This window comes from Actinomadura sp. NEAU-AAG7, from assembly GCF_018603865.1.
Taxonomy (GTDB): Bacteria; Actinomycetota; Actinomycetes; order Streptosporangiales; family Streptosporangiaceae; genus Spirillospora; species Spirillospora litoris.
In genome coordinates this window covers 198,384-220,486 of sequence record NZ_JAHFZY010000007.1, presented here as the reverse complement: position 1 = coordinate 220,486, position 22,103 = coordinate 198,384, and the positions used below count along the sequence as shown (strand labels likewise).

At 71.8% G+C, this 22,103-nt stretch carries 19 protein-coding genes, 3 tRNA genes and 1 pseudogene; 15 read left to right on the top strand and 8 right to left on the bottom strand.

The features are described from left to right. Window positions 1-104: 104 nt before the first annotated feature. The gene (locus KLI87_RS30530) at window positions 105-2,975 is read right to left on the bottom strand and encodes a LuxR family transcriptional regulator (RefSeq protein ID WP_156218609.1); all 2,871 of its coding nucleotides are present in this window, start codon (window positions 2,973-2,975) and stop codon (window positions 105-107) included. Between the two features lie 355 nt (window positions 2,976-3,330). Between KLI87_RS30530 and KLI87_RS30525 the strand changes: the two genes are divergently transcribed. From KLI87_RS30525 to KLI87_RS30515, 3 genes are all read left to right on the top strand, one after another. Further along, window positions 3,331-3,789 (top strand): hypothetical protein, encoded by a 459-nt coding sequence (locus KLI87_RS30525; RefSeq protein ID WP_214619835.1) that lies wholly within the window; start codon window positions 3,331-3,333, stop codon window positions 3,787-3,789. Window positions 3,790-4,721: 932 nt separating this feature from the next. Continuing rightward, window positions 4,722-4,946 carry a hypothetical protein gene (locus KLI87_RS30520; protein ID WP_214619834.1) on the top strand — a complete coding sequence of 75 codons (225 nt, stop codon included), beginning with the start codon at window positions 4,722-4,724 and terminating at the stop codon, window positions 4,944-4,946. 45 nt (window positions 4,947-4,991) lie between these two features. Further along, a complete protein-coding gene (locus KLI87_RS30515; RefSeq protein ID WP_214619833.1) occupies window positions 4,992-6,290 on the top strand; it encodes a hypothetical protein in 1,299 nt (432 codons plus the stop codon). 340 nt (window positions 6,291-6,630) lie between these two features. Here the strand turns inward: KLI87_RS30515 and KLI87_RS30510 are convergent, their stop codons facing one another. Beyond that, window positions 6,631-7,095, bottom strand: coding sequence for a hypothetical protein (locus KLI87_RS30510; RefSeq protein ID WP_214619832.1), 465 nt, complete (start codon window positions 7,093-7,095; stop codon window positions 6,631-6,633). On the opposite strand from KLI87_RS30510, the gene KLI87_RS30505 reads away from it, so the two are divergent. Further along, on the top strand, window positions 7,082-7,903 hold the full coding sequence (locus tag KLI87_RS30505) for a NucA/NucB deoxyribonuclease domain-containing protein (RefSeq protein WP_214619831.1): 822 nt from the start codon (window positions 7,082-7,084) through the stop codon (window positions 7,901-7,903). The two genes, KLI87_RS30510 and KLI87_RS30505, sit on opposite strands and share 14 nt — an antisense overlap. Before the next feature lie 53 nt (window positions 7,904-7,956). Here the strand turns inward: KLI87_RS30505 and KLI87_RS30500 are convergent, their stop codons facing one another. Further along, window positions 7,957-8,157, bottom strand: a complete 201-nt coding sequence (locus KLI87_RS30500) for a hypothetical protein (protein ID WP_214619830.1) — start codon at window positions 8,155-8,157, stop codon at window positions 7,957-7,959. 753 nt (window positions 8,158-8,910) lie between these two features. On the opposite strand from KLI87_RS30500, the pseudogene KLI87_RS41955 reads away from it, so the two are divergent. Further along, window positions 8,911-9,069 (top strand): annotated as a pseudogene (locus KLI87_RS41955) (hypothetical protein); the annotation flags it as partial. On the opposite strand, the gene KLI87_RS40505 reads toward KLI87_RS41955, so the two are convergent. Then, complete coding sequence (locus KLI87_RS40505; RefSeq protein WP_250904420.1) at window positions 9,048-9,602, bottom strand: hypothetical protein; 555 nt, start codon at window positions 9,600-9,602, stop codon at window positions 9,048-9,050. The pseudogene KLI87_RS41955 and the gene KLI87_RS40505 overlap by 22 nt on opposite strands. Window positions 9,603-9,678: 76 nt before the next feature. Here KLI87_RS40505 and KLI87_RS40500 point away from each other — a divergent pair, with 76 nt between their 5' ends. Next, the gene (locus KLI87_RS40500; RefSeq protein ID WP_250904419.1) at window positions 9,679-9,924 is read left to right on the top strand and encodes a hypothetical protein; all 246 of its coding nucleotides are present in this window, start codon (window positions 9,679-9,681) and stop codon (window positions 9,922-9,924) included. A gap of 167 nt (window positions 9,925-10,091) precedes the next feature. Here KLI87_RS40500 and KLI87_RS30490 read toward each other — a convergent pair. The 3 genes from KLI87_RS30490 to KLI87_RS30480 all read right to left on the bottom strand — a co-directional run bounded on the left by KLI87_RS30490 (window position 10,092) and on the right by KLI87_RS30480 (window position 10,382). Continuing rightward, window positions 10,092-10,163, bottom strand: a tRNA-Val gene (locus KLI87_RS30490). A gap of 34 nt (window positions 10,164-10,197) precedes the next feature. Next, window positions 10,198-10,268 (bottom strand) — tRNA-Cys (locus KLI87_RS30485). 42 nt (window positions 10,269-10,310) lie between these two features. Then, a tRNA-Gly gene (locus KLI87_RS30480) sits at window positions 10,311-10,382 on the bottom strand. A 122-nt stretch (window positions 10,383-10,504) separates the two neighbouring features. Here KLI87_RS30480 and KLI87_RS30475 point away from each other — a divergent pair. From KLI87_RS30475 to KLI87_RS30435, 9 genes are all read left to right on the top strand, one after another. Continuing rightward, on the top strand, window positions 10,505-11,209 hold the full coding sequence (locus KLI87_RS30475) for a helix-turn-helix transcriptional regulator (RefSeq protein ID WP_214619828.1): 705 nt from the start codon (window positions 10,505-10,507) through the stop codon (window positions 11,207-11,209). Continuing rightward, window positions 11,206-12,219 carry a chorismate-binding protein gene (locus tag KLI87_RS30470; protein ID WP_308166319.1) on the top strand — a complete coding sequence of 338 codons (1,014 nt, stop codon included), beginning with the start codon at window positions 11,206-11,208 and terminating at the stop codon, window positions 12,217-12,219. Before KLI87_RS30475 ends, KLI87_RS30470 begins: the two co-directional genes overlap by 4 nt. Continuing rightward, entirely contained in the window at window positions 12,194-13,006 is an 813-nt protein-coding gene (locus tag KLI87_RS30465) for an aminotransferase class IV (protein ID WP_156218826.1), read from the top strand. The genes KLI87_RS30470 and KLI87_RS30465 overlap by 26 nt, the downstream gene beginning before the upstream one ends. A gap of 128 nt (window positions 13,007-13,134) precedes the next feature. Continuing rightward, window positions 13,135-14,574 carry an extracellular solute-binding protein gene (locus KLI87_RS30460; RefSeq protein ID WP_250904418.1) on the top strand — a complete coding sequence of 480 codons (1,440 nt, stop codon included), beginning with the start codon at window positions 13,135-13,137 and terminating at the stop codon, window positions 14,572-14,574. Beyond that, window positions 14,546-15,493, top strand: coding sequence for a carbohydrate ABC transporter permease (locus KLI87_RS30455; protein WP_214619827.1), 948 nt, complete (start codon window positions 14,546-14,548; stop codon window positions 15,491-15,493). Before KLI87_RS30460 ends, KLI87_RS30455 begins: the two co-directional genes overlap by 29 nt. After that, window positions 15,490-16,317: a carbohydrate ABC transporter permease gene (locus KLI87_RS30450; RefSeq protein WP_308166317.1), complete on the top strand. Its 828-nt coding sequence runs from the start codon at window positions 15,490-15,492 to the stop codon at window positions 16,315-16,317. Before KLI87_RS30455 ends, KLI87_RS30450 begins: the two co-directional genes overlap by 4 nt. Next, entirely contained in the window at window positions 16,317-17,432 is a 1,116-nt protein-coding gene (locus tag KLI87_RS30445; RefSeq protein WP_156218599.1) for an ABC transporter ATP-binding protein, read from the top strand. The genes KLI87_RS30450 and KLI87_RS30445 overlap by 1 nt, the downstream gene beginning before the upstream one ends. After that, window positions 17,429-18,637 (top strand): CehA/McbA family metallohydrolase, encoded by a 1,209-nt coding sequence (locus tag KLI87_RS30440; RefSeq protein ID WP_214619826.1) that lies wholly within the window; start codon window positions 17,429-17,431, stop codon window positions 18,635-18,637. The genes KLI87_RS30445 and KLI87_RS30440 overlap by 4 nt, the downstream gene beginning before the upstream one ends. Continuing rightward, on the top strand, window positions 18,634-21,351 hold the full coding sequence (locus KLI87_RS30435; RefSeq protein ID WP_214619825.1) for a glycoside hydrolase family 38 C-terminal domain-containing protein: 2,718 nt from the start codon (window positions 18,634-18,636) through the stop codon (window positions 21,349-21,351). The genes KLI87_RS30440 and KLI87_RS30435 overlap by 4 nt, the downstream gene beginning before the upstream one ends. On the opposite strand, the gene ppgK is transcribed toward KLI87_RS30435, so the two are convergent. Next, window positions 21,348-22,103 (bottom strand): polyphosphate--glucose phosphotransferase, encoded by a 756-nt coding sequence (gene ppgK / locus KLI87_RS30430; RefSeq protein WP_156218597.1) that lies wholly within the window; start codon window positions 22,101-22,103, stop codon window positions 21,348-21,350. The genes KLI87_RS30435 and ppgK overlap by 4 nt on opposite strands.

Genomic DNA, 22,103 nt, shown 5'->3' with positions numbered 1-22,103 from the left:
GCCCGGTGCTCCGAACGCGCCGCCCGACCTCGACGTCGGCCCTGCGAGCCGAGGCTGCGGAAGGCCGGGCGGCACGTGGTCTGGGAGCCACCGGGACGGGGCGCTCAGCCGGACTCGGCCATCAACCGCGCCAGCGCCGCACGCGAGCTGATGCTGAGCTTGCGGTAGATGCGCGTCAGGTGGACGTCGACCGTGCGAGGGCTCAGCGAGAGCGCGGCGGCGATCTCGCGGGTCCGCAGCCCGGTCCCCGCGATGCCCGCGATCTCGCGTTCCCGCTCGGTGAGGACGGACAGGTCCGTGTGCGGCGCCGTAGGGGCGGAACCCTCGTCGAGGCTCCTCAGCAGTTGCGCCGCGGCCTCCGCGGCCCGGTCGGCGCCGCAGCGGCGCGCCAGCTCCCGGGCCAGGACGAGGTTGGACCGCAGCTCCCGGCGCGGGCCGCCCTGGGCGAGGTCGTGGGCGGCCAGCAGGAGCGATCTCGACTGCGCGTGAATCATCCCCGCCTCGGAGAAGAGGCCCGCGGCCTCCTGGTACGCCTCGGCGGCCTCGGCGGAGCGCCCCTCGTGCTTCAGCACCATGGCCCGCGCCACCCGCGCGTAGGCGCGCGGCGAGGGCAGGTCGAGGCCCGCCGCCTCCTCCTCGGCGAGTTCCGCGCATTGCGGGAGCGGCTCGCCGACGGCCAGCGACGCCGCGAGGATCAGCGTGAGGGCCTGCACCCGCTGGAACGGCGGGATGCGCGGCAGGTCGCAGCCGCCACCGGCGTCGAGCAGCAGCATCATGGACCGCCGCGGGCCGCCGTCGTACCAGGCCGCGATCGCCACCGCGATCGCCCCCGCCGTGCTCCAGAAGAAGTCCCGGGAGCGCAGGATGAAGAACGCCTCCTCCGCCAGCCGCACCGCCGTCTCGCTGACGCCCTCGCCGGTTCCCTCGGCCATGGCGAGCGACTCCAGCGCCAGGGCGAGGCCGGAAAGGTGATCGGCGTCGAAGCCCTCGGCCAGCTCCCGTGCCTCGGTGGCCGTCCGCCGCGCGTCCGCCAGGTGCCCGATGTGCCGGTGCACGTTGCCGAGGCCGAGGAGCATGGCCGGGAGCATGTAGCTGCGTCCGAACTTGCGGGCGATGTCCATGCCGCGTGCGAAGTGCCGCTGGGAGTCCTGGAACAGCCCGGCGAGGGTCTCGGCCCAGCCGAGCAGCCCCAGGTACTCGGGATGGGCGGCCAGCTCCGCGTCCGACAACCGGTCGATGTACCCCGAGCCGACCGCCAGCGAGGCACGGGCCTGGGGGATGCTGTTGAACGCGTCGCAGAGTCCGTTGAGGACCAGGGCGCCGGCCTCGGCCACCCGGTCCCCGTGCCGGCGCGCCAGCCGCACGGCGCACTTCACCTGGGCGCAGCTCGGCATCTGCCCGTCGAACGCGCCGATGATCCCGTGCTCGATGAGCAGGGTCGCCGCCCCCGCCGGCGGGTCGTCGCAGGTCAGAATGGTGTCCAGCTCACCCGCGAGCAGCGCCCGCGCCTCGGCGAAATGCCCGAGCAGGCATTCGATCACCGCGCAGAACGCGACCGTCGAGGCACGCAGGTCGCCGTGGTCGTCGCCGACCGCCCGCAGCACCTGGTGGAGCAGGTCGCGGCTCTCCGACAGCCGGCCGGCCAGACCCAGCGCCCGGGTACGCAGCAGGAGCAGCTCGATCCGCTTTCGCGGTTCCATCCGTCCCTCGGGGAACGCCTGGAGCGCGACCTCCAGCCAGTGCGAGGCCCGGCCGGGGTCGGTGATCAGGGCGTCCTCGGCGGCCCGCGTCAGGACGTCCAGGTCCGGCGGCTCGGCACGGGCGATCGAACGCTCCACGTGCACCGCCTGCTCGGCCGCGGGCGCCCCGTGCTCGGCCAGCACCGCGAGCGCCTTGCGATGGGCGCACAGCCGCCAGGTCAGGTCAGCGTTCGCGTAGACGACCCATCGCATGATCGGGTGCCGGAAGGTGAAGCCCACGCCGCTGTTGACCGGACGCAGCACGTCGCGGGCGATGAGCGTGTCGACCGCCTTCGAGACGTCGGCGGAGCCGATCTCCGCGACCTTGATCAGGGCGTCCATCACGCAGTGCTCGCCCAGCACCGCGGCGGCCGCCGCGACGAACGACTCACGTGTGTCCAGCGCCATGACCTCGCCCAGCAGCAGGCCGGACAGGTGCGCCGGAGGATCGCCGGACGGGAGGTCGCCGTCGAGCGCATGACCGCCCGCCGCCAGCGCCAGCAGGTACAGCGGGACGCCCTGGCTGGCCATATGCAGCTCCACGAACCCCGGCTCTTCACGGGGCACGCCCAGCAGGCGGGCGGACTGCTCCAGCGACAGCGGCCCCAGCTCGATCCGTGCCACCGACCCCAGCTCGATGCCGTGCGCGAGGCTGCTGCGCAGCCGCGGAGACGCCTGCCGCGGCCGGTGCACGATCACGATCAGCAGCGGCCCCTCGACCGGTCGGCGGACGAGGTAGTCGATCAGCTCGACCGACTCGGCGTCCGCCCAGTGGAAGTCCTCGATCACCAGGACGACCTTCTCCGCCAGCCCGCCGAGAAGGGTGCGCATGGAGAACGACAGCCGGTAGCGGTACCAGGCCGCGGGCCGTTCCGCCTCGGCGCACCCGGTCTGCGGGCGCGTCACGACCTTGCCGATCAGGTTGCGGTCGTCCGCGGGAAGTTGCAGGAGCCGGTCGGTCATCGGCCGGGCCGCCAGCAGATGGGCGAACACCTGGTAGGGAATGCTCTGCTCGAACTCGGTGCAGCGGGTGTGGAACACCGCGAGGCCGCGGCGCTGCGCCTCGCCCATCATCTCGGCGAGCAGCCGGGTCTTGCCGATCCCGGGCTCCCCCACCAACTCGATGATCTGGCCCCGCCCCTGGTCGAGAGCGTCGAGCGCGCCGTGAAGCCGCTGCGTCTCGCCGTGCCTGATAACGTCCGGTCGTGACGGCGCTACGGGTTGTGTACGGCCCATCGAGTCAGAGACCTCCTATCTGCGAGCCGTGGCACGGTTTCGGCAGAGCGGAATAATGATTGCAGTCTCATCCACAACGCTTACACGGATTCATCGGTCCAGGGTCTCTCAACGGTTCGGAGAGGGCCCTCTTTTCTGGTGGCACGCGCACGACAACTTCCAGGCGATGTCGATGGAACGCAACAACACTTGTTCCAACGTCTCCGGTGGCCTTCTTTCGCGAGTGACTGACGGGGGCGGCGCTCTGCGCTCTGTCCTACGCGCACGCGCCCTCTCGGCTCCGGAGGAGGGGCGGCTCCCCGGCACTTCAAGTGCTGGCCCATCATTGTAATGCAACGAAACGGATCATGGTCAGGTGTCGCAGCCCATCGGGGAAGTGCCACATGTGGACTGGCCGTTCGGCAGGAGCCCGGCTTCCGATTTCCGCAGCCCGGAGCACATGTGCCCCGCTCGTCGGCGGATGGCCGTTACCGGTCACCTCAAGGTGCGCAGGACCTGCCCGTCGGCCCCCACGACCTGGGACTCTGCGGCCCTGCCGACGATCTTGCCCGTCCTGACCGCCGGCTTCCTGGTCCGACTGCTGGAGGAGATCATCGTCGGCCGCGACCATGACCAGCTGTTCATCGGCGGCGCGGGGGAGTGGCTACGACGCTCCGACTTCGCCCACCGCATCCGGCGACCCGCCTGCGACGGAAACCCCCCACAACAGCCCCCGACCCTGCCTGGCGCGGTCCTCCACGGTCTTCGCCAACACCACAAGACCATCATCAACGCGTTGAAGTACTCAAACAGGAGTGGACGGGCCATCAGATGAAAGGCATCCCAGGCGTCTACAGCCACGTCGCCGACACCATGCGCCGACGCTTGATTGCTCAACTCCAACGCCGCTGGGCCACCCTGACCCGCCGAACCCGCAAGGACCAAACGTGACGACCGAGTGTGGTTCGAGGCGGGAAGCAGATGCTCCCGTTTGACCACTACCTAAGATGGGGCAGTCCACGACGGCCCGTGGAGCAGTGTGCTCCCGATTTCGGCCCCGACTCCGCCAAACCAAAAACGCCCAAGCCGCCGTTTATGGGCTGACCTGGGCGTTTGTGGTGGGCGATACCTGGGATTGAACCAGTGGCCTCTACCGTGTCAAGGTAGTCCGCGCTCATCGCTGACCTACGGTTTTCGAGATACCGCAGGTCAGCGGCGGCTGACGCTCGTTGACATCCGTTCGGAGCGATTCGGGAACCGGGCGTGCTCCCGTCGTTCCTGGTTCCCGGCAGGAGCAAGGGGAGCACGCGCGAGGAAGCGGTAACCGGCTCTCGATGGTGGTCGGCGCTACACGGTTAGCTGCGTGGGGTGGTGTCGTGAGATTGGGGTTGCTGGGGAGCATCCTGGGTTTCGGTGGATGGACCATGGGCGTCAACCAGGCGCGGCAGCGCGCGTAGGGCCTCCAGGCAGATAACCGGCAGGGAGTCAGACACCCTCTAGTGCCATCGACCAGCACGACCCAGGTGCGGCGACAACGAGTTCGGGCGCGGCCTGCACGCGCTGGCAGCCGAGTGGCCCTGACGCGGCAGCCGCCGCCACGGCCAGAGCACCTACCTCGACACCGCCTACGACCTGCCCGGCGACAGGATCGGCGAGGACAGCGGCGACCAGGACCACGTCGGCGGCGACAGCGACCACTTTCAGCGCCAGACCGAGGCCGCCGACCTGACGCTGAGTTCCCTCGGGCGGGCGGCTCAGCCACAGGCCGTGACGGAAGCGGCCCCCCGCGCACATGAGCCCGGGCAGTACAAGCGGGAACGGCTCGCCGCGTGGGCGATCGAGCGTGCTCTGGTGTCCGCGCTGATCGCCGCCCGACACCTCGGGCTCTACGAATGGTCGCAGAACCTGAACGTTGCGACCGAGCTTGAGAACAGGGTGGGAGTCTGCTTCCCCACTCAGCAGTTCCACGACAAGGACGCCCGTGATCGCTGAACCGGCGAACTCTCGAACGCCATATATGTCCCGCCAGGAACCCGAGTGATCATCCACCGCACACCCACTCCCGTCCCCGGCGCCGGTCACCTGCTGGCGGCCTCGCTGGATGTGGAGTGGACCAAGAACTACCGGGTCAGCAACGGCAACGTCCCATTCTGCTGGTCGATCACCTGGCTCACCATCCCCCGCACGCCCGGCGCATCCCCGGCCGAGTTCGCCTACCACGCCCTCTACGTCTCCGGCCCCGGGCAAACCCAAGACCTCATCGACGCCGCCGACGCCGCCATCGCCGACATGCTCGACACCGCGGACCTGGTCATCGGCCACCAGCTTTGCAGCGACCTTCGGATCAGTTGGGTCCGGAAACGGGGCCACCGAGGAGGTCCGGGTGGATCCAACTCGCAACGTCGTAGCCGGAGGTGCACTCTGCGGGCCGTGGTCAGGTGCGGCCCGGGCCGCCCGGCGGCGCGCCAGCAATCTGCAGAACCGGCCCTGGCTGACGGGGGCGGAGTGAATGCGGTGACCACCGGTATTGCGAATACGGCTCGACGTCGAAAGGACCGTTCCCGATGGACCGCATTCGGTCATTGGAATGGCAGCGACCGTCCCGCCGGGCTGGGTGAATACAAGCCGCATGGGTCCGCAAGCGGCCACTACGGGCACTCCTCGGCGGAACCGGCTATTGCGCATCCCCTTTTGATCGTTGAGTATTCGGTGCGGAGCCGCCCCGCAAACGCCGGGGCCGTCCGGACGAGGGGGATCTTCATGCGTCGTTTGATGATCAGGGTTGCGCTCATGGTGGCCGCTCCTGGCCTGTTGGGCTCCGTCACGGCCGCCGGCGCGTCCGCCGCCACCGGCGACCGCTTCGTCCTGGTGACAGCGGCGAATTCTCCTTTCGGTAAGAGGATGGCCGGCTCCACCCTCACCTCTGACGCCAATGGCAAGCTGGTGTCGGCCGAACTCAACTACGGTCGCGGCGACCACGGCATGCTCCGCGCGCGGGCGGACGTCGCCGCCGAGTGGGAGAGGTTCCACTTGGAGGTGTGGGGAAAACTGACCTGGACGATCAGGTCGGGCGCCAACCAGAAATTCGTGTCGGCTGAACTCAACTACGATTGGAAGAACTACGCGATGCTCCGCGCGCGGGCGGACGTGGCCGGCGAATGGGAGAAGTTCGACCTCTACTACAACCAAACCCGGGACCTGTGGGCGTTCAAGTCGAAGGCCAACGGCAAGTTCGTGTCGGCCGAGCTCAACTACGAGGGCGACCGCAACGGGATGCTCCGCGCACGCGCGGACTATATCGGGCCGTGGGAGTGGTTCCGGATGGGCGGCGCCTGAGCTCCTCCGTCCGATGTGACGCGACCGGATCAACACCTTCCGGCACCAGGTCCGACCACCGTCGAGAGACCTGAGCACCCCACTGCCCCTTTGCATGCTTACTCGGTCTGAGGGCTGAGGCTTCACACAGTCGGGGTGGTCCCCGCCGGACCGGCCACTGCGCTGGGGCTCGACGCGCCGATGGCATCGGCGGGCAACCCCTCGAAGCGGTGCTTGAGGGCGTTCATCTTCTCTCGATACCGCGCCGGCGTCGACGCCGGGGACTGCGGCCCCTGGGCCGCGGAGTCCTGGGCCCACAACTCTGGCCGGCACGGATTGACCAACACCCACAACAACCGCCTTACATCACCGAGGCAAACAGATTTGCCGGGTATCGGCGTGAAACTCTTCCCTGCAAGGCTGCCCACCCGGCACTGGTATCCCCCATAGCCATCGCCATCGTATAACCATGCGAATGCGGTATCCGCCGGAACAGCGACGGGCTGAACGCCGGAGTCTGCCGCGATGGTGCGGTGACCTGCCGGAGCGGGATCACCGTCATGTAACTCTCCACAGACACGAGGAAAGGAACACCTGTGCGTTTTATCTGGTTACCGGCGTTAATCGCCTTGATCATGTCGGGGCTGGTCGCCGGGCCGGCATCAGCCTCCGCGACAGCAACACCCCGTAACGGACTGCACATCAAATCCACCCTCATCCCCCAACAGTCGGCAGCGGCTGGCCCGAAGGCGTCCCCCTCTTCGCCGCACTGCGTCAAACCAAGCCGGACGGCCGCCTGCGAAAAATTCACGGTGCGGACCATCATCTCCGATGGCAAAGGCCATGCGGTCGGCCACACCGTCGCTGACCTCGCCATTGTCTGGCGGACACAGATCAAGAGCCGGGAGTTCACCGCAGAGATCTTCTTCGACACCACCTACGCCCAGGGCCTGACGCTTGGGCTGATCAATATCATCACCACCAAGTGCGAAGGCACTTGCGTCGGAACCGGGGAAGTGGCGGGCCCGTCATCCGCCAAGGGTCAATCGTTTACAGGCAAACTGAACTACCGCGACCAGACCCCACAGCAGGAGCACAACAAGCCCATCATCATTGTCACGCCGGAGATGCCCGTACCGGGGGCGGGCATGCCAGCGGCAGCCCGGGCGACAACCGACGTTCGCTGCGATGATCTTCTGAAGCCTCAGGGCGCCGGCTGTGTCGTGCCCGAGTTCACACCGACCATCACCAGCCTGCACAGGCTCCGCTTCATCGATGCGAACATCCGCCAGTGGCAGGGGCGGGGTGCCCCGAAGGTGCTGCACCGCAACAGCTTCCTCAAGGCCGGCCACCGCTCCGCGGTGTGCGGGAAGGCCAAGCTGCCCCAGGGCTGGCGGCCGCCGGCCGGCTGGCCACTGCCGCTGTCCGACCCTCGAAACAAGCCGAGCTGCGACGAATACGCCTTCGCGGCCACCAACGAGGGCGGAACACGCCCTGGCAACGGATACGACTGGGTGCCCAAACGTGAGCAGGACAGCCAAGGCGCCGATTTGAAGAACTTCTTCGACGCCAACCGCGTACTGGACGCCGCCTCGGCCCGGACCGAGGGAGACGCCTTCAACGTCGACGGCTGATCTCAAACCCGAACGGGGCGAGGCCACCTGAGGTCCCGCCCCGTTCACTCCCCTCAGATCCCGCACCGGGCCTCACCGAGGGCCCAGGTCGGCACCTCGATGAACGTCCGCACCGGGCCGTACCGGCCGACCAGCGCGGTCCGCCACTCGGCGTCCCCGTCGTCGGCCTCACTCGGCGGCGGCAGCTCCCGCACCGACTCCACCGCCGCCGCCAGATCATCGCGGGAGACGACCTGCCCGGCCGCGGCCATCATCTCCGCTACCGACGCCTACGCCCACCCCCCCGGGCCGCTCCGCCAGGACAAACGCCCACGCCGCCGCCATCCGGGCCGCCGCCATCTTCAGCTTCGGAAGGCTGTACCCACCCCCGACAACTGCTTCGGCTGGGGCCCGTACCAGCATGCGATCCACCGTTGGGAAACGATCCTCGACCGCCCGGCACCGGCGCCGCTCGAACCCGGCCAGCGGAGACAACCACGACTGAGCGCCCGATTCGTCGAATGGATGATGGGGCTGCCCGAGGGATGGGTCTCCCTCCATTCTCATCGCGCAAAAGGACGTTCTGGTGCTGCGTGGACCTTGAACCGTGAAGGGTGCAGGTTACGCGAGCGGGGGCGCTCGACGGGAGTCGCTGATGACCCCGAGGCCGGGCCATGAGCGGGGGTGATCCGCTGCTGTACAGCCCCGAGGAGGCCGCTGAGCTGCTCGGCGTAAAAGCGTCGTGGCTGCGCCGTAAGGCCGCAGACCGCGCCGTTCCTGCACCTTCGTTGGGAAGCATCTGCGGTTCTCCCGCGCCGACCTGGAGGCGATCGTCGCCGTCGGCGCACGTCCCGTGCGGTGGCGGCAGCGCCGCTAGCCAGCCTTGAGCCCGCCCCGGCATCACTGATGGCTTGGGCGGAAAGCGCGGCCCGTGGTACCGGGTCCGCTACCGGGACGCCGACGGCACCGTCCGCACCAGTCCCGACAAATACCGCACCAAGACCGGCGCCCCCCAGGCGGCCGAGGCCATGGACTCAGCCGGCCGGCGCGGCCGGTTCATCGACCCCAATGACTCGCGCACTCTGTTGGCCGAATGGGCCGACCAGTGGCGACGCTCCCACCGCGTGGCCCCCAGCACCCAGGCCAAATACGACCACTACCTCGACTACCACATCCTGCCTGCCTTCAGGGAGACCAGTCTGGAGGAGATCCGTCGATTGGCGGTCAACCGCTGGGCCAATGAGTTGGCCGAGCGGTACGCGTCCTCCACCGTCAGCGGGATCGTGACGCTGCTGTCGGTCGTGCTGACCGCCGCGGTCGACGAACGCATGCTCGCCCGCAACCCGTCCAGGGCCTGCGCATACCCCGAACCACCACCAGCGCCAACGCGCCCAGGCGCCGTGCCCGCCCGGTCCCCAGCAGCACGCAAGCCCACCAGATCACCGAACGCATCCGCCGGACAGGCGGTCGTAATGCCCAGGTCATGGCGATCACCGCTGCCTGGACCGGATTGCGCTGGGGTGAGCTGGCAGGACTCGACCGGGTCAACTGCCACACCGGCGAGGGCTACCTGCTCATCGGCCCCGACGTCGGTTCCCTGCACGAGGTGGCCGGGAAACTGTGGTTGGGGCCGCCCAAGAGCGAAGCCGCCGTCCGCCGCATTGATCTCCCGCCCTTCCTGGTCCAACTGTTGGAGGAGGTCATCGTCGGCCACGACCATGACCAGCTGTTCATCGGCAGGGCGGGGGAGTGGCTACGACGCTCCAACTTCGCTCGGCGCATCTGGCGACCCGCCTGTGACGGGGAGCCCTCACCCGATCCTGCCCGGCGCGGTCTTACACGGGCTCCGCCACCACCACAAGACCGTCCTGGACGAGTTGGACGTCCCCGAAGTACTCAAACAGGAGCGGATGGGCCACCGGATGAGAGGCATCCAGGGCGTCTACAGCCATGTCACCGACGCCATGCGCCGCCGTCTGATCGCCCAGCTCCAACGCCGCTGGACCAGCCTGAACCGCCGAACCCGCGGGGGCCACCCGTGACGTCCGGGTGGGGGTCGGGGCGGGAGCAGGTGCTCCCGGTTGACCACTACCTGAGATCGGGTAGTCCGCGACGGCCCGGGGAGCATGGTGCTCCCGATTCCGTGCCCAACTGCACCAAACCGAAAAAGCCCAAGCCGCCGCCTGTGGGCTGACCTGGGCTTACTCGGTGGGCGATACTGGGATTGAACCAGTGGCCTCTACCGTGTCAAGGTAGCGCTCTCCCACTGAGCTAATCGCCCCAGGCCGCCGCCTCCGGGGGGAGGTGCGGTGTCGAGGTGGAGACGGGATTTGAACCCGTGTACACGGCTTTGCAGGCCGTTGCCTCGCCTCTCGGCCACTCCACCAGAATCGAGACCCTCTGGTTCATAGCCTGAAAGGCCCCTCAGAGCGGAAGACGGGATTTGAACCCGCGACCCTCACCTTGGCAAGGTGATGCTCTACCCCTGAGCCACTTCCGCGTGTGCCGCCCGGTCTTGCGGCGACGGGCAAAACCTTAGCGCGTCCCGGCGCGTTCCCCAAACCGGTTTCGCGGCGGGTCGCTTCGACGGGCGTCGAAGGATGCGGCGCATAGGCTCGTCGTATGGACTCCGAACATGTCCTCACCTCCGACTTCGCGCCGGTGGCGGCGCTGCTGGCCGATCGGGCGCGGGCCGCGATGCTGACGGCGCTGCTGGACGGGCGGCCGCTGGCGGCCGGGGAACTGGCCCGCACGGCGGGCGTCAGCGCGCAGACGGCGAGCGCCCATCTGGCGCGGTTGCTGGACGGCGGGCTCGTCACGGTGATCAAGCAGGGCCGGTGGCGGTACTACCGGCTGAACGGCGCCGAGGTCGCGCTGGTGATCGAGGCGCTGTCGCGGATCAGCCCGTCGGTGCGGGCGCGGAGCCTGCGGCAGTCGCGGGACGCGGCGCGGCTGCACGTGGCGCGGACCTGCTATGACCATCTGGCGGGCGAGGCCGGGGTCGCGTTGTTCGCGGCGCTGCTGGACGCCGGCCTGATCGAGCCCGACGGCGAGGAGGCGTACGAGGTCACCGGGAAGGGCGAGGAGCGGTTCGAGGCGCTCGGGCTGGACGTTCCGGCGCTGCGGAGGGCGCGGCGGAGGTTCGCCTGGCAGTGCCTCGACTGGACGGAGCGGCGCCCGCATCTGAACGGGGCGCTCGGGGCGGCGCTGACGAGCCGGATGATCGAGCTGGGCTGGTTCGAGCGGGGCACGACGCGGCGGGCGCTGCGGGTGACCGACGCCGGGCTGGCCGGCCTCGCGGACTCGTTCGGGTGCGTCCTGCCGTGAACTTCGCCTATGCGGGGGGACTGCTGGCGACGGGCCTCGCGGACGTGACCGACGACCCGGCGGCGCTAGACTCCCGGGGGTGGTGGGCGGTCGTGGTCACCTATGAGGGCGAGGTCACCTGCGCGCGGTTCGACGACGTGCGTCCCGCGAGGCATCCGGGGGGCGTGTGGCGCGCGCCGGGGGAGTGGGCCTCCTCGCTGGACGAGGCGCGGTACGTGGCGGGCGTCGAGCGGATCAGGGATGCGATCGCGGACGGGATCGTCTACCAGGCGAACCTGTGCCGGGTGCTGTCCGCGCCGCTGGCGGACCGCGCCGACATCGCCGGGCTCGGCGCGCGGCTGGCGCGCGGCAACCCGGCGCCGTACGCGATGACGCTGCGGGTGCCGGGCCTTGAGGTCGCGTGCGCGTCGCCCGAGCTCTACCTGCGGCGGGACGGGGACGTGGTGGAGTCCCGTCCGATCAAGGGGACCGGCCGGACGGCCGCCGACCTGCTGCCCAAGGACGAGGCCGAGAACATCATGATCGTCGATCTCGTCCGGAACGACCTCGGGCGGGTCGCCGAGACCGGGTCGGTGCGGGTGCCGGGGCTGTGTGAGCTGGAGGAGCATCCGGGGCTCGTCCACCTGGTGTCGACGGTGCGGGCGCGGGTGACGCGGGGCGGGTGGCCCGGTCTACTGGCGGCGACGTTTCCTCCGGGTTCGGTGACCGGCGCGCCGAAGTCCAGCGCCCTGGCGCTGCTGGATGAACTCGAACCCGTGCCCCGGGGCCCGTACTGTGGGGCCGTCGGCTGGGTGGACGCGGACTCCCGGCGGGGCGCGCTCGCGGTGGGCATCCGGAGTTTCTGGGCGGTGGACGGAGTGCTCCGGTTCGGCACGGGCGCGGGCATCACGTGGGGGTCCGATCCGCGACGGGAATGGCGTGAGACCGAGCTGAAGGCGGCTCGGCTACTGGAGGTGGCCTCGGGTGAGCGAGCCCAGGATCTGGATGAACGGGGAACTGCTCGACGCTGAGCGGGCCGTGGTGTCGGTGTTCGACCACGGCGTCCTCGTCGGGGACGGGATCTTCGAGACGGTGAAGGCGTCGCGCGGGGAGCCGTTCGCCCTGACCCGGCATCTGCGGCGGCTCGCCCGCTCGGCGGCGGCCCTCGGGCTGCCCGAGCCCGACCACGACGCGCTCGCCCAGGGCGTGCTGGAGGTGCTGGCGGCGGCGCCGAGGTGGCCGCTGGCGCGGATCCGCATCACCTGCACGAGCGGGCCGGGGCCGCTCGGCTCGAACCGGGGCGACGCGGGCCCGACCGTGACGATCATCGTGGCGGAGCAGCGCCCGTTCCCCGCGACGGCGGAGGTGACGGTGGTGCCGTGGCCGCGCAACGAGCGGGGCGCGCTGGCCGGTGTGAAGACCACGTCCTACGCCGAGAACGCGGTCGCGCTCGCGTTCGCGACCGAGCGCGGCGGCGGTGAGGCGATCTTCGGCAACCTCGCGGGGAACCTGTGCGAGGGCACCGGCAGCAACGTGTTCGTGGTGCGCGGCGGCCGGCTGCTCACGCCGCCGCTGTCGGCGGGCTGCCTGGCCGGGGTGACGCGCGAGCTGGCGCTGGAGTGGTGCGGCGGCGAGGAGGAGGACGTCCCGCTCGACGCCCTGCACAGTGCGGACGAGGCGTTCCTGACCTCCACGACGCGCGACATCCAGCCGATCCGGGTCGTGGACGGGCGGGCCCTGCCCGCCGCGCCGGGCCCGATCACCGCCAAGGCGATGGAGGCGTTCGCCGCGCACGCGGCCGACCTCATGGACCCCTGACCGCCCGCCGCCCGCCACCGCCCGCCGGTCGCCGTTCACCGGCCGGTCGCCCCGATTCCGGTATCCGGGGTCTTTACGTGATGGCGAACATCGGTCACGTTGAGTGGTGACGCGTGTGGAGGTCACCCATGGGCTTCTCCGGTACGGGCTTACCCGGCGGACGGATCGGCGCGGCGGCGCTCGCGGCGGTGGTCATGGCAATGGTCATGGCGGTGGTCGCGGCCGGATGCGGCGGCGGATCCCCGGCCGACCCCGATCGGGGCCGGGACGCCAAGAGCCTCACCCTGACGATCACGCGCAACGCCATCGCGGGCGGCAAGAACGCCGAGGAGGCCGAGTGGATCACCCGGACGGTGATCCCGGGGTTCGTCGCGGCGCAGAAGGCCAAGGGCGTCACCGCGAAGGTGACGTTCCGCGGGCAGGGCGTGGCCGACGAGGCGTACAAGACCAGGCTCGCGCTCGACCTGAAGTCCCGCTCCGGCGCCGACATCGTGGACATCGACGGCATCTGGGTGGGGGAGTTCGCCCAGGCGGGCTACATCCGGCCGCTCGGCGACGTCGTGGGCCCTCCGGCGGACGCCTGGGACGGCTGGACGGCGATCCCCGCGTCCGTCCAGAGGCAGGCGTCGTTCGAGGGGAGGCGCTACGGCGTCCCGCCCTCGACCGACGGCCGCGTCCTGTACTTCAACCGGAGGCTGTTCGCGCGGGCCGGGCTCCCCGCGGCCTGGCAGCCGCGGAGCTGGCAGGACGTCCTCGCGGCGGCGCGTGCGCTGAAGCGGCTCCCCGGCGTGACGCCCGTCCAGTTGGACGCGGGCACGGCGATGGGCGAGGCGACCAGCATGCAGGGCGTGCTGCCGCTGCTGGCCGGTGCCGGGGCCGAGATCTACTCCGGCGGCAAATGGACGGGCGGCGGGCAGGCCCTCCAGCAGGTCCTGGGCCTGTACGCGCAGATCTACGGGCCGGAGGGGCTCGGCGACCCGAAGCTCCAGCAGGAGGCCAAGGGGCGCGACAAGTCCTTCGAGGAGTTCGCGGCGGGCAGGATCGGGATCCTTGCCGAGGGCGACTACCTCTGGCGCGACGTCCTCAATCCCAAGAGCGGCGTCGCGCGGATGAGGACCCGTGACCAGGACGTCGGCTACGCGCTCATCCCGGCCGTCGCGCCGGGGAGGGGCGTGCGCGGCCAGTCGTTCGTGAGCATGTCGGGCGGGGCGGTCACCGTCCTCAACCCGAACACCAAGTACCCGCAGCAGGCGTTCGCGCTCCTGGCCTACATGAACTCCGCCGAGATGACGCGGGCGCGGACGGCCGGAACGCCGGAGATCACGTCCCGGACGGACGTGAACAAGCAGATCCTCGCGGGCGACCCGTTCCTGACGTTCGTGTCGGAGAAGGCGCTGCCCGTCACGTCCTACCGGCCGGGGCTCGCGGTGTACCCGCGGGTGTCCACCGCCTTGCAGGAGGCCACGGCCGCCGTCGTGTCGGGCACGAGCCCGCAGGACGCGGCCGCCCGCTACTCCGAGAAGCTGGAGGGGATCGTCGGTGGCGCCGCCAACGTCGCCGCGCGCTGACGTCGCCGCCGAGCCCGCCCGGTCCGGCGCGGACGACGCGGCGGGCCTCGGCCGGGCCCGCGCCGCGGCGTTCGTCGCGCCCGCGCTGGTCCTCGTCGCGGTGTTCCTCGTCTTCCCGGCGCTGTGGACGCTCTACCTCGGCACCACCGACTACCGGCTCACCGGCGTCGCGGCGAGCGAGCCCCGGTTCGTCGGCACCGCCAACTACCGCGACGTCCTCGGCGACGGCGACTTCCACCGGTCGCTGTGGCTGACGGCGCAGTTCGTCATCGGGTCGGCGGTGCTCGGGCAGACGCTGCTGGGGTTCGCCGTCGCCTGGGTGATGCGCGACCGGTCGGGGCCGGTGCGGCGGCTGGTGGAGGGGCTGGTGCTGCTGGCGTGGATCCTGCCGTCCTCGGTCATCGCGTTCCTGTGGATCGCGCTGCTCGACCGCGACGGCGGCACGCTGAACGCGCTGCTCGGCACGCCGGGGACGGCGTGGCTGCTCGACCATCCGATGGGGTGCGTCATCGTGTTCAACGTCTGGCACGGGACGGCGTTCTCGATGATGCTGTACGGAGCGGCGCTCGGGAACGTTCCGCCCTCCCATCTGGAGACCGCCGCGCTCGCGGGCGCCTCGACCCTCCAGACGCTGCGGGACGTGGTCTATCCGCACGTGCGCGGCCACGTCCTGACGAGCCTGCTGCTGGTCGGCCTGTGGACGTTCAACGACTTCACCCCGTTCCTGATCACGGCGGGCGGGCCGGACGGGCGCTCGGAGATCATGTCGGTGTACGTCTACCGGACCGCGCTCGGCGACGGGCGGCTCGGCGCCGGGGCCGCGGTCTCGCTCATCATGATCCTGATCAACCTGGCGGTCGCGCTGGTCTACCTGCGCGCCCTCCGCGCCCGCCGCGCCGCCCCGGCGGGGGCGTCGTGAACGAGGCCGTGCGCGGGGCGCTCCGCCGGATCGGGCTGGCGACGTTCGTGTCGGCCGTGCTCGGGTTCTTCTCGCTGCCGCTGCTGTGGCTGGCGTTCGCGCCGTTCGACGCCGACCCGGGCATCTCCGCCTCGCTGCCCGAGTTCACCCTGCACAACTTCCGCGTGCTGATGGACAACCCCTACGCGCTGGCGTCGCTGCGCAACTCCGTCCTGCTCGCGGGCGGGACGGCCGCGCTGGTCGTCACGTGCGCGGCGCTCGCGGCGTACGCGCTCAGCCGGGTCCGCGTGCCGGGGCGGGACGCGCTGCTGTACGTCCTGCTCCTGCTGTCGTCCATCGTCACCGGGACGGCCGCGATGGTGCCGGTGTTCCTGCTGGCCTTCGACCTGCACCTGATCGACTCGCGGCTCGGGGTGGTGCTGGTGCTGACCGGCGGGCTGCTGCCCGCGGCGATCTTCCTGCTGAAGGACTTCACCGACGCCACGCCCCCCTCCTACGAGGAGGCGGCGCGGGTGTTCGGCGCGTCGCCGCTCCAGGTGCTGCGGCACGTCGTCGTCCCGGTGATCAGGCCGGGCCTCGCCACCGTCGGGGTCTGGGCGGTCGCGCAGGTGTGGGGCGACTTCCTGATGCCGTTCCTGCTGCTCCGCGACCCGGACAAGGCGCCCGCCTCGGTCGTCATGTACACGTTCTACACCGAGGGCGGCCAGCCGGACCTCGCGCTGATCTCGACGTTCTCGCTGCTGTACTCCCTGCTGGTCGTGGCGATGTACCTGTTCGTGAGCCGCCGGTACGGGTTCCGCTTCCACGGAGGGATCAAGCGCTGATGGCGGCCATCACCGTGCGCGGGCTGACGAAGGTGTACCCCGGCGGCGTCCGCGCCCTGGACGCGCTCGGCCTGGACGTGGCGGACGGCGAGTTCTTCGCGCTGCTCGGCCCGTCCGGCTGCGGCAAGACGACGCTGCTGCGCACGATCGCCGGGCTGGAGGCCGCCTCCGGCGGGACGGTCGCCTTCGACGGCGGCGAGGTGACCCGGCTGCCGCCCGGACGGCGCGGGGTCGGGATGGTCTTCCAGGACTACGCGCTCTTCCCGCACATGACCGTCCTGGACAACATCGCCTACCCGCTGCGCGTCCGGCGGCGGCCGCGCGCGGACCGGCACGCGCGCGCCGCCGACGCCGCGCGCCTCCTCGGTCTCGCGGGGCTGGAGGCGCGCCGCCCGGGGGAGCTGTCGGGCGGCCAGCAGCAGCGGGTCGCGCTGGCCCGCGCGCTGGTGGCCGAGCCCCGCGTGTTCCTGCTGGACGAGCCGCTGTCCAACCTCGACGCGCGGCTGCGGCTGGAGGCGCGCACCCGGCTCAAGCGGCTCCAGCGCGACCTCGCGATCACGACCGTGTTCGTCACGCACGACCAGGCGGAGGCGCTCGCGCTCGCCGACCGGATCGCGGTGATGGAGGCGGGCCGGATCCGGCAGCTCGGCACGCCGGAGGAGGTGTTCCGCCGCCCCGCGAACGTGTTCGCCGCCTCGTTCATCGGCTCGACGCCCATGAACCTGCTGGCCGGGACGGTCCGGGACGGCCGTGTCGCCGTCGCCGGGGCGGAGCTGCCCGTCCCGGACGAGGCGCGCGGACGCCTCGGCGAGGGGGAGGAGATCGTCTGCGGGGTACGACCCGAGTACCTGGACTACGCCTCGGAGGCGACCGAGGGGGCCTTCCCCGGGATCGTGTCGGTCGTCGAGCACCTCGGCGGTTCGGCACTGGTGACCCTGGACGGCGCGGGCGGCGCCGTGCACGTTGTGGTCGGGGAGGGCCGCGAGCCCGAACCGGGAGCAGCGGGGTGGGCCGTCCCCCGCCCCGGGCGCGTCCTGGTCTACCGGGACGGCGAGCTGGTCACGGGCGGCGAGGAGGAGGAAACGCGGATGGACACGACTGGAGGACGCCGATGACCGCGCACAGCGGGCGCTGGAGCCTGGAGGACCGGCTGGAGCGGGGCCTGCGCGAGCTGCCCTTCGAGGTCCCGCCGGGAACGGCGTCCCTGACCGTCGAGCTGTCGTTCGAGGGCGGCGTCATCGACCTCGGGTGCCACGGCCCGGACGGGTTCCGGGGCTGGTCGGGCGGCGCCCGCCGCCGCTACACCGTGACGCCCGACTGGGCCACGCCCGGGTACCTGCCCGGCGAGCTGGAGCCGGGCCTGTGGCACGTGTGGCTCGGCCTGCACCGCGTCCCGCCGGGCGGCGTGCCCTACGAGGTCGCGGTCACCACGTCCCCGGTGCCGCTCCCGAAGCCCGAGGCCGAGACCCTGGCGCCGCGTCCCGAGCGCCCGCACGCGCGCGACCTCCCGGCGCCCGCCGGGTGGCGCTGGCTGGCCGGCGACCTGCACGCCCACACCGTCCACAGCGACGGGACGCTCACCGTCGACGAGCTGGCGGGCCGCGCCGCGGCCCGGGGGCTGGACTTCCTGGCGGTGACCGACCACAACACCGTCAGCCACCATCCGGAGCTGCCCGCCGCCGGGGCGCACGCCGGGGTCGTCCTCGTGCCGGGCCAGGAGGTCACCACCGACCTCGGGCACGCGAACGTCTTCGGCGACACCGGCTGGGTCGACTTCCGGCGCCCGAGCGCCGACTGGGCGCGCTACGCCGCCGACCGGGGCGGGGTGATGTCGATCAACCACCCGCTGAGCGGCGACTGCGCCTGGCGCCGCCCGCTGCCCGAGGCCGACCGCCCGCCACTGGTCGAGATCTGGCACTCCTCCTGGTGGGACCGCACCTGGGGCGCGCCGCTCGCCTGGACCGACCTGTGGCTGCCGGGCGGCGCCGTCCCGGTCGGCGGCAGCGACTTCCACGACCCGGCGCAGCACAAGATCCTCGGGGAGCCCACGACCTGGGTGCTGGCCGAGGACGCCTCGGCGGACGGGGTGGTCGCCGCGCTGCGCTCCGGCCGCACGTCCGTCTCCTCCGGCCCGCGCGCGCCCGTGCTGCTGCGCGTGGAGGACGACCTGGTCGCGCTCGACGCGGACGGGACCGTCCTGGTCGGGCCGGGCGGCCGGCGCGTGGCGATCCGGGGCGACCACGTCGCCGTCCCGGCGAAGGACCCCGGCATGCACCGCCTGGAGACCCACACGAACGAGGTGATCGCCCTGTGCGGGTGAAAACCGAGGTTGGCCCGATCGTCGTCGTTCCCCACACCCACTGGGACCGCGAGTGGTACCTGCCGTTCCAGCGTTTCCGGCTGCGGCTGGTGTCGCTGCTCGACGGCGTCGTCGAGCGGATGGCCGCCGACCCGCGCTGGCGCTTCACCCTGGACGGCCAGATGGCGGCCGTCGACGACTACCTGGAGATCCGTCCCGAGCGCCGGGAGGAGATCGTCGCGCTCGTCCGGGAGGGGCGGCTCGCCGTCGGCCCCTGGCAGATCCTCCACGACGAGTTCCTGTGCTCGGGGGAGACCATCGTCCGGAACCTGGAGCTCGGGCTGCGGCGCGCGGAGGAGCTGGGCGCGGCGATGATGGTCGGCTACCTGCCCGACCAGTTCGGGCACTGCGCGCAGACGCCGCAGATCCTGCGGCTGGCGGGGCTGGAGCACGCATGCGTGTGGCGGGGCGTCCCGTCCCGCGTCCAGGAGCACGCGTTCGCCTGGGAGGCGCCGGACGGGACCGTGATCCGCACCCAGTACCTCCCCGAGGGCGGCTACGGGAACGCGGCGTCGATGTTCGAGGACGGCGCGCCCGAGGGACGCGCCGCCGCGTTCGCCGAGGCGATGTCCCGCTGGCATCCGCGCGGCGGCCCGCTGCTGGCGATGTACGGCGCCGACCACACCGCGCCCGCCGCCGACCTCGCCGACCGGATCGCCGCCGCCGGTGATGGCATGCGGCTGGACACCCTCACCGGGTACATGGCCGCCGTCGGGCCGTCGGTGGAGGGGCTGACCCGCGTGCGCGGCGAACTGCGCTCGCACGCCCGCGCGAACATCCTGCCCGGCGTGATCTCGGCCCGGGTGAGGCTGAAGCAGCTCATGGGGCGGGGCGAACGGCTCGTCGAGCGGTACGCCGAGCCGCTCGCCGCGCTCTGGTACGCGGGCGACGCGCGGCGGTTCCTCGACCTGGCCTGGCGGCGGCTCGTCGAGGTGAGCTGCCACGACTCGGTCACCGGCTGCGGCGCCGACGAGACCGCCGAGCAGGTCGCGGCGCGGGCCGCCGAGGCCGGGCAGCTCGGCCGCGCCGTCCGCGACCTCGCGCTGGAGCGGTGGGCCGCCGGGGTCCCGCACGGCGGGCACCTGGTGTTCAACCCGTCGCCGCGCGCCCGCCGGGGCGTGGTCGTCGTGGAGGTGCCCTCCGCCGGCGGGGACGGGCTGGTGACGGGGGAGGGGCGGCCGGTGCCCGTCCAGGTCCTGGAGACCGCGCCGACCGTGCTGGACGACGCCGTGCACCCGGCCTCGGACCTGCCGGTCCTGCTGGAGCGGATCTACGGGCGGGTCCTGTACGGGCAGGAGATCCGGGACTGGTCGGTGTCGCCCGCCGACCGCACGCTCACCTTCCACGTGACGCCCCGCGCGGACACGCGGTTCGACATCGGCGACGTCCGCGAGGCCCTGCGCGGCGCGGACGGCGACTGGCGGCTCCGCGTCCTCGCCGACCCGCGCCGCACGGTCGCCGCGCTCGTCCCCGCGCCCGCGCTGGGACTGACCGCCGTGGCACCGGCCTCTGTTCCGGCTCCGGCCGAGGTGGACGGCCCGGTGGTGGCGGACGCGTCCACGCTGGACAACGGGCTTCTGCGCGCCGAGGTCCGCGAGGACGGCACGCTGCGCCTGCGCACCCGAGCCGGGCAGGTCGTCGAGGGCGCGGGGCGGATCGTGGACGGCGGCGACCTCGGCGACACCTACAACCACGCCCCGCCCGCGCGGGACCGGCTCGTCGAGACGCCGCTGACCGTCCGCGTCGAGCCGGTGCGGCCGGGGCCGCTGGTGGCCGCGCTCGACATCGTCCGGACCTACCGCTGGCCCGTGTCCGGCGACGCCGCTTCTGACGCCCGCTCGGAGGATGGAGAGGACATCACGGTCACCATGCGCGCCGAGCTGCGCGCGGGCGAGCCGTTCCTGCGGCTGCGGGTCGCGTTCGACAACCGGTGCGACGACCACCGCGTCCGGCTGCACCTGCCGCTGCCGCGCCGGGCGGAGTCCTCGTTCGCCGAGGGGCAGTTCGCGGTGGTCGAGCGCGGGACGGCCGCCGAGGGCGGGTTCGGGGAGCGTCCCGTCCCGACCTATCCCGCGTCGGCGTTCGTCGCGGCGGGCGGCCTCGCCGTCCTGCTGGAGCACGTGACCGAGTACGAGATCACCGGCGGGGGAGGCGAGCTGGCGCTCACCCTGCTGCGCTCGGTCGGGTACCTGTCCCGCGACCGCAACGCCTACCGCGACCAGCCCGCCGGGCCGCAGCTCCCGACGCCGCGGGCGCAGTGCCGGGGCGGGCGGACGGTCGGCCTCGCCCTGATGCCCCACGACGGCGACCGGCCCGGCCCGCGGGTCCTGGACGCCGCCGAGGAGTACCGGCACGACCTCGCGGCCACGGCCGGGTACGGGCCGGTCGGGGCGCCGGTCCCCGCGTCCCGCGAAGGTCCCACGCTCACCGGACGCGGCGTCGCCCTGACGTCCCTGCGCCCCCGGGACGGCGGGTGGATCGAGGCCAGGATGGTCGCCCAGACGCCCGAGCCCGCCACGGCCGTCCTGCGCGGCCCCTTCACCGAGGCGGCCCGCGCCGATGCGCGCGGACGCCCCGGTGAGCCGCTGGAGGCCGCGGGCGGCGCGCTCACGCTCGCGCTGCGCCCGTGGGAGATCGCCACCGTCCGGCTCAGGACCGTCCAGGCGGGCCTCTAGGCGGGCGCGGTCTCCTCGGCCGCCGCCATCGCGGCACCGACGATCCCGGCGTTGTTGACCAGCGTCGCCGGGACGATCGGCGCCCGCACGCCCTTGATCAGCGGGACGAAGTGCTCGGACTTGCGGCTCACCCCGCCGCCGACGATGATCAGCGACGGCGAGATCAGCGCCTCCAGGTGCGCCATGTACTCGCCGAGCCGCTTCGCCCACTTCTCCCAGCCGAGGCCGTGCTCCTCGCGGGCTTTGGCGGACGCGCGCGCCTCCGCGTCCTTGCCGTGCAGTTGCAGATGCCCGAACTCGGTGTTCGGGACGAGCACACCGTCGGTGAACACGGCGCTGCCGATCCCGGTCCCGAGCGTGAGCAGCACGACCGTCCCGGTGCGGCCCTTCCCCGATCCGAGCCGCATCTCCGCGATCCCGGCGGCGTCGGCGTCGTTCAGCAGCGTCACCGGGCACCCGGTCGCCTTCGCGAACAGGCTCCGCGCGTCCTGCCCGATCCAGTGCTTGGACACGTTCGCCGCCGACAGCGTCACCCCGTCGATCACCACGCCCGGGAACGTCACGCCGACCGGGCCGTCCCAGGCGAAGTGCCGCACGATCTCGCCGACCACCTCCGCGACCGGCTCCGGCGCGGACGGTTTCGGCGTGTCGATGCGGTAGCGGTCCCGGGTGAACGTGCCGTCCGACAGATCGACCGGTGCGCCCTTGATGCCCGATCCGCCGATGTCGATGCCCAGCATCTGCGTCGTCAT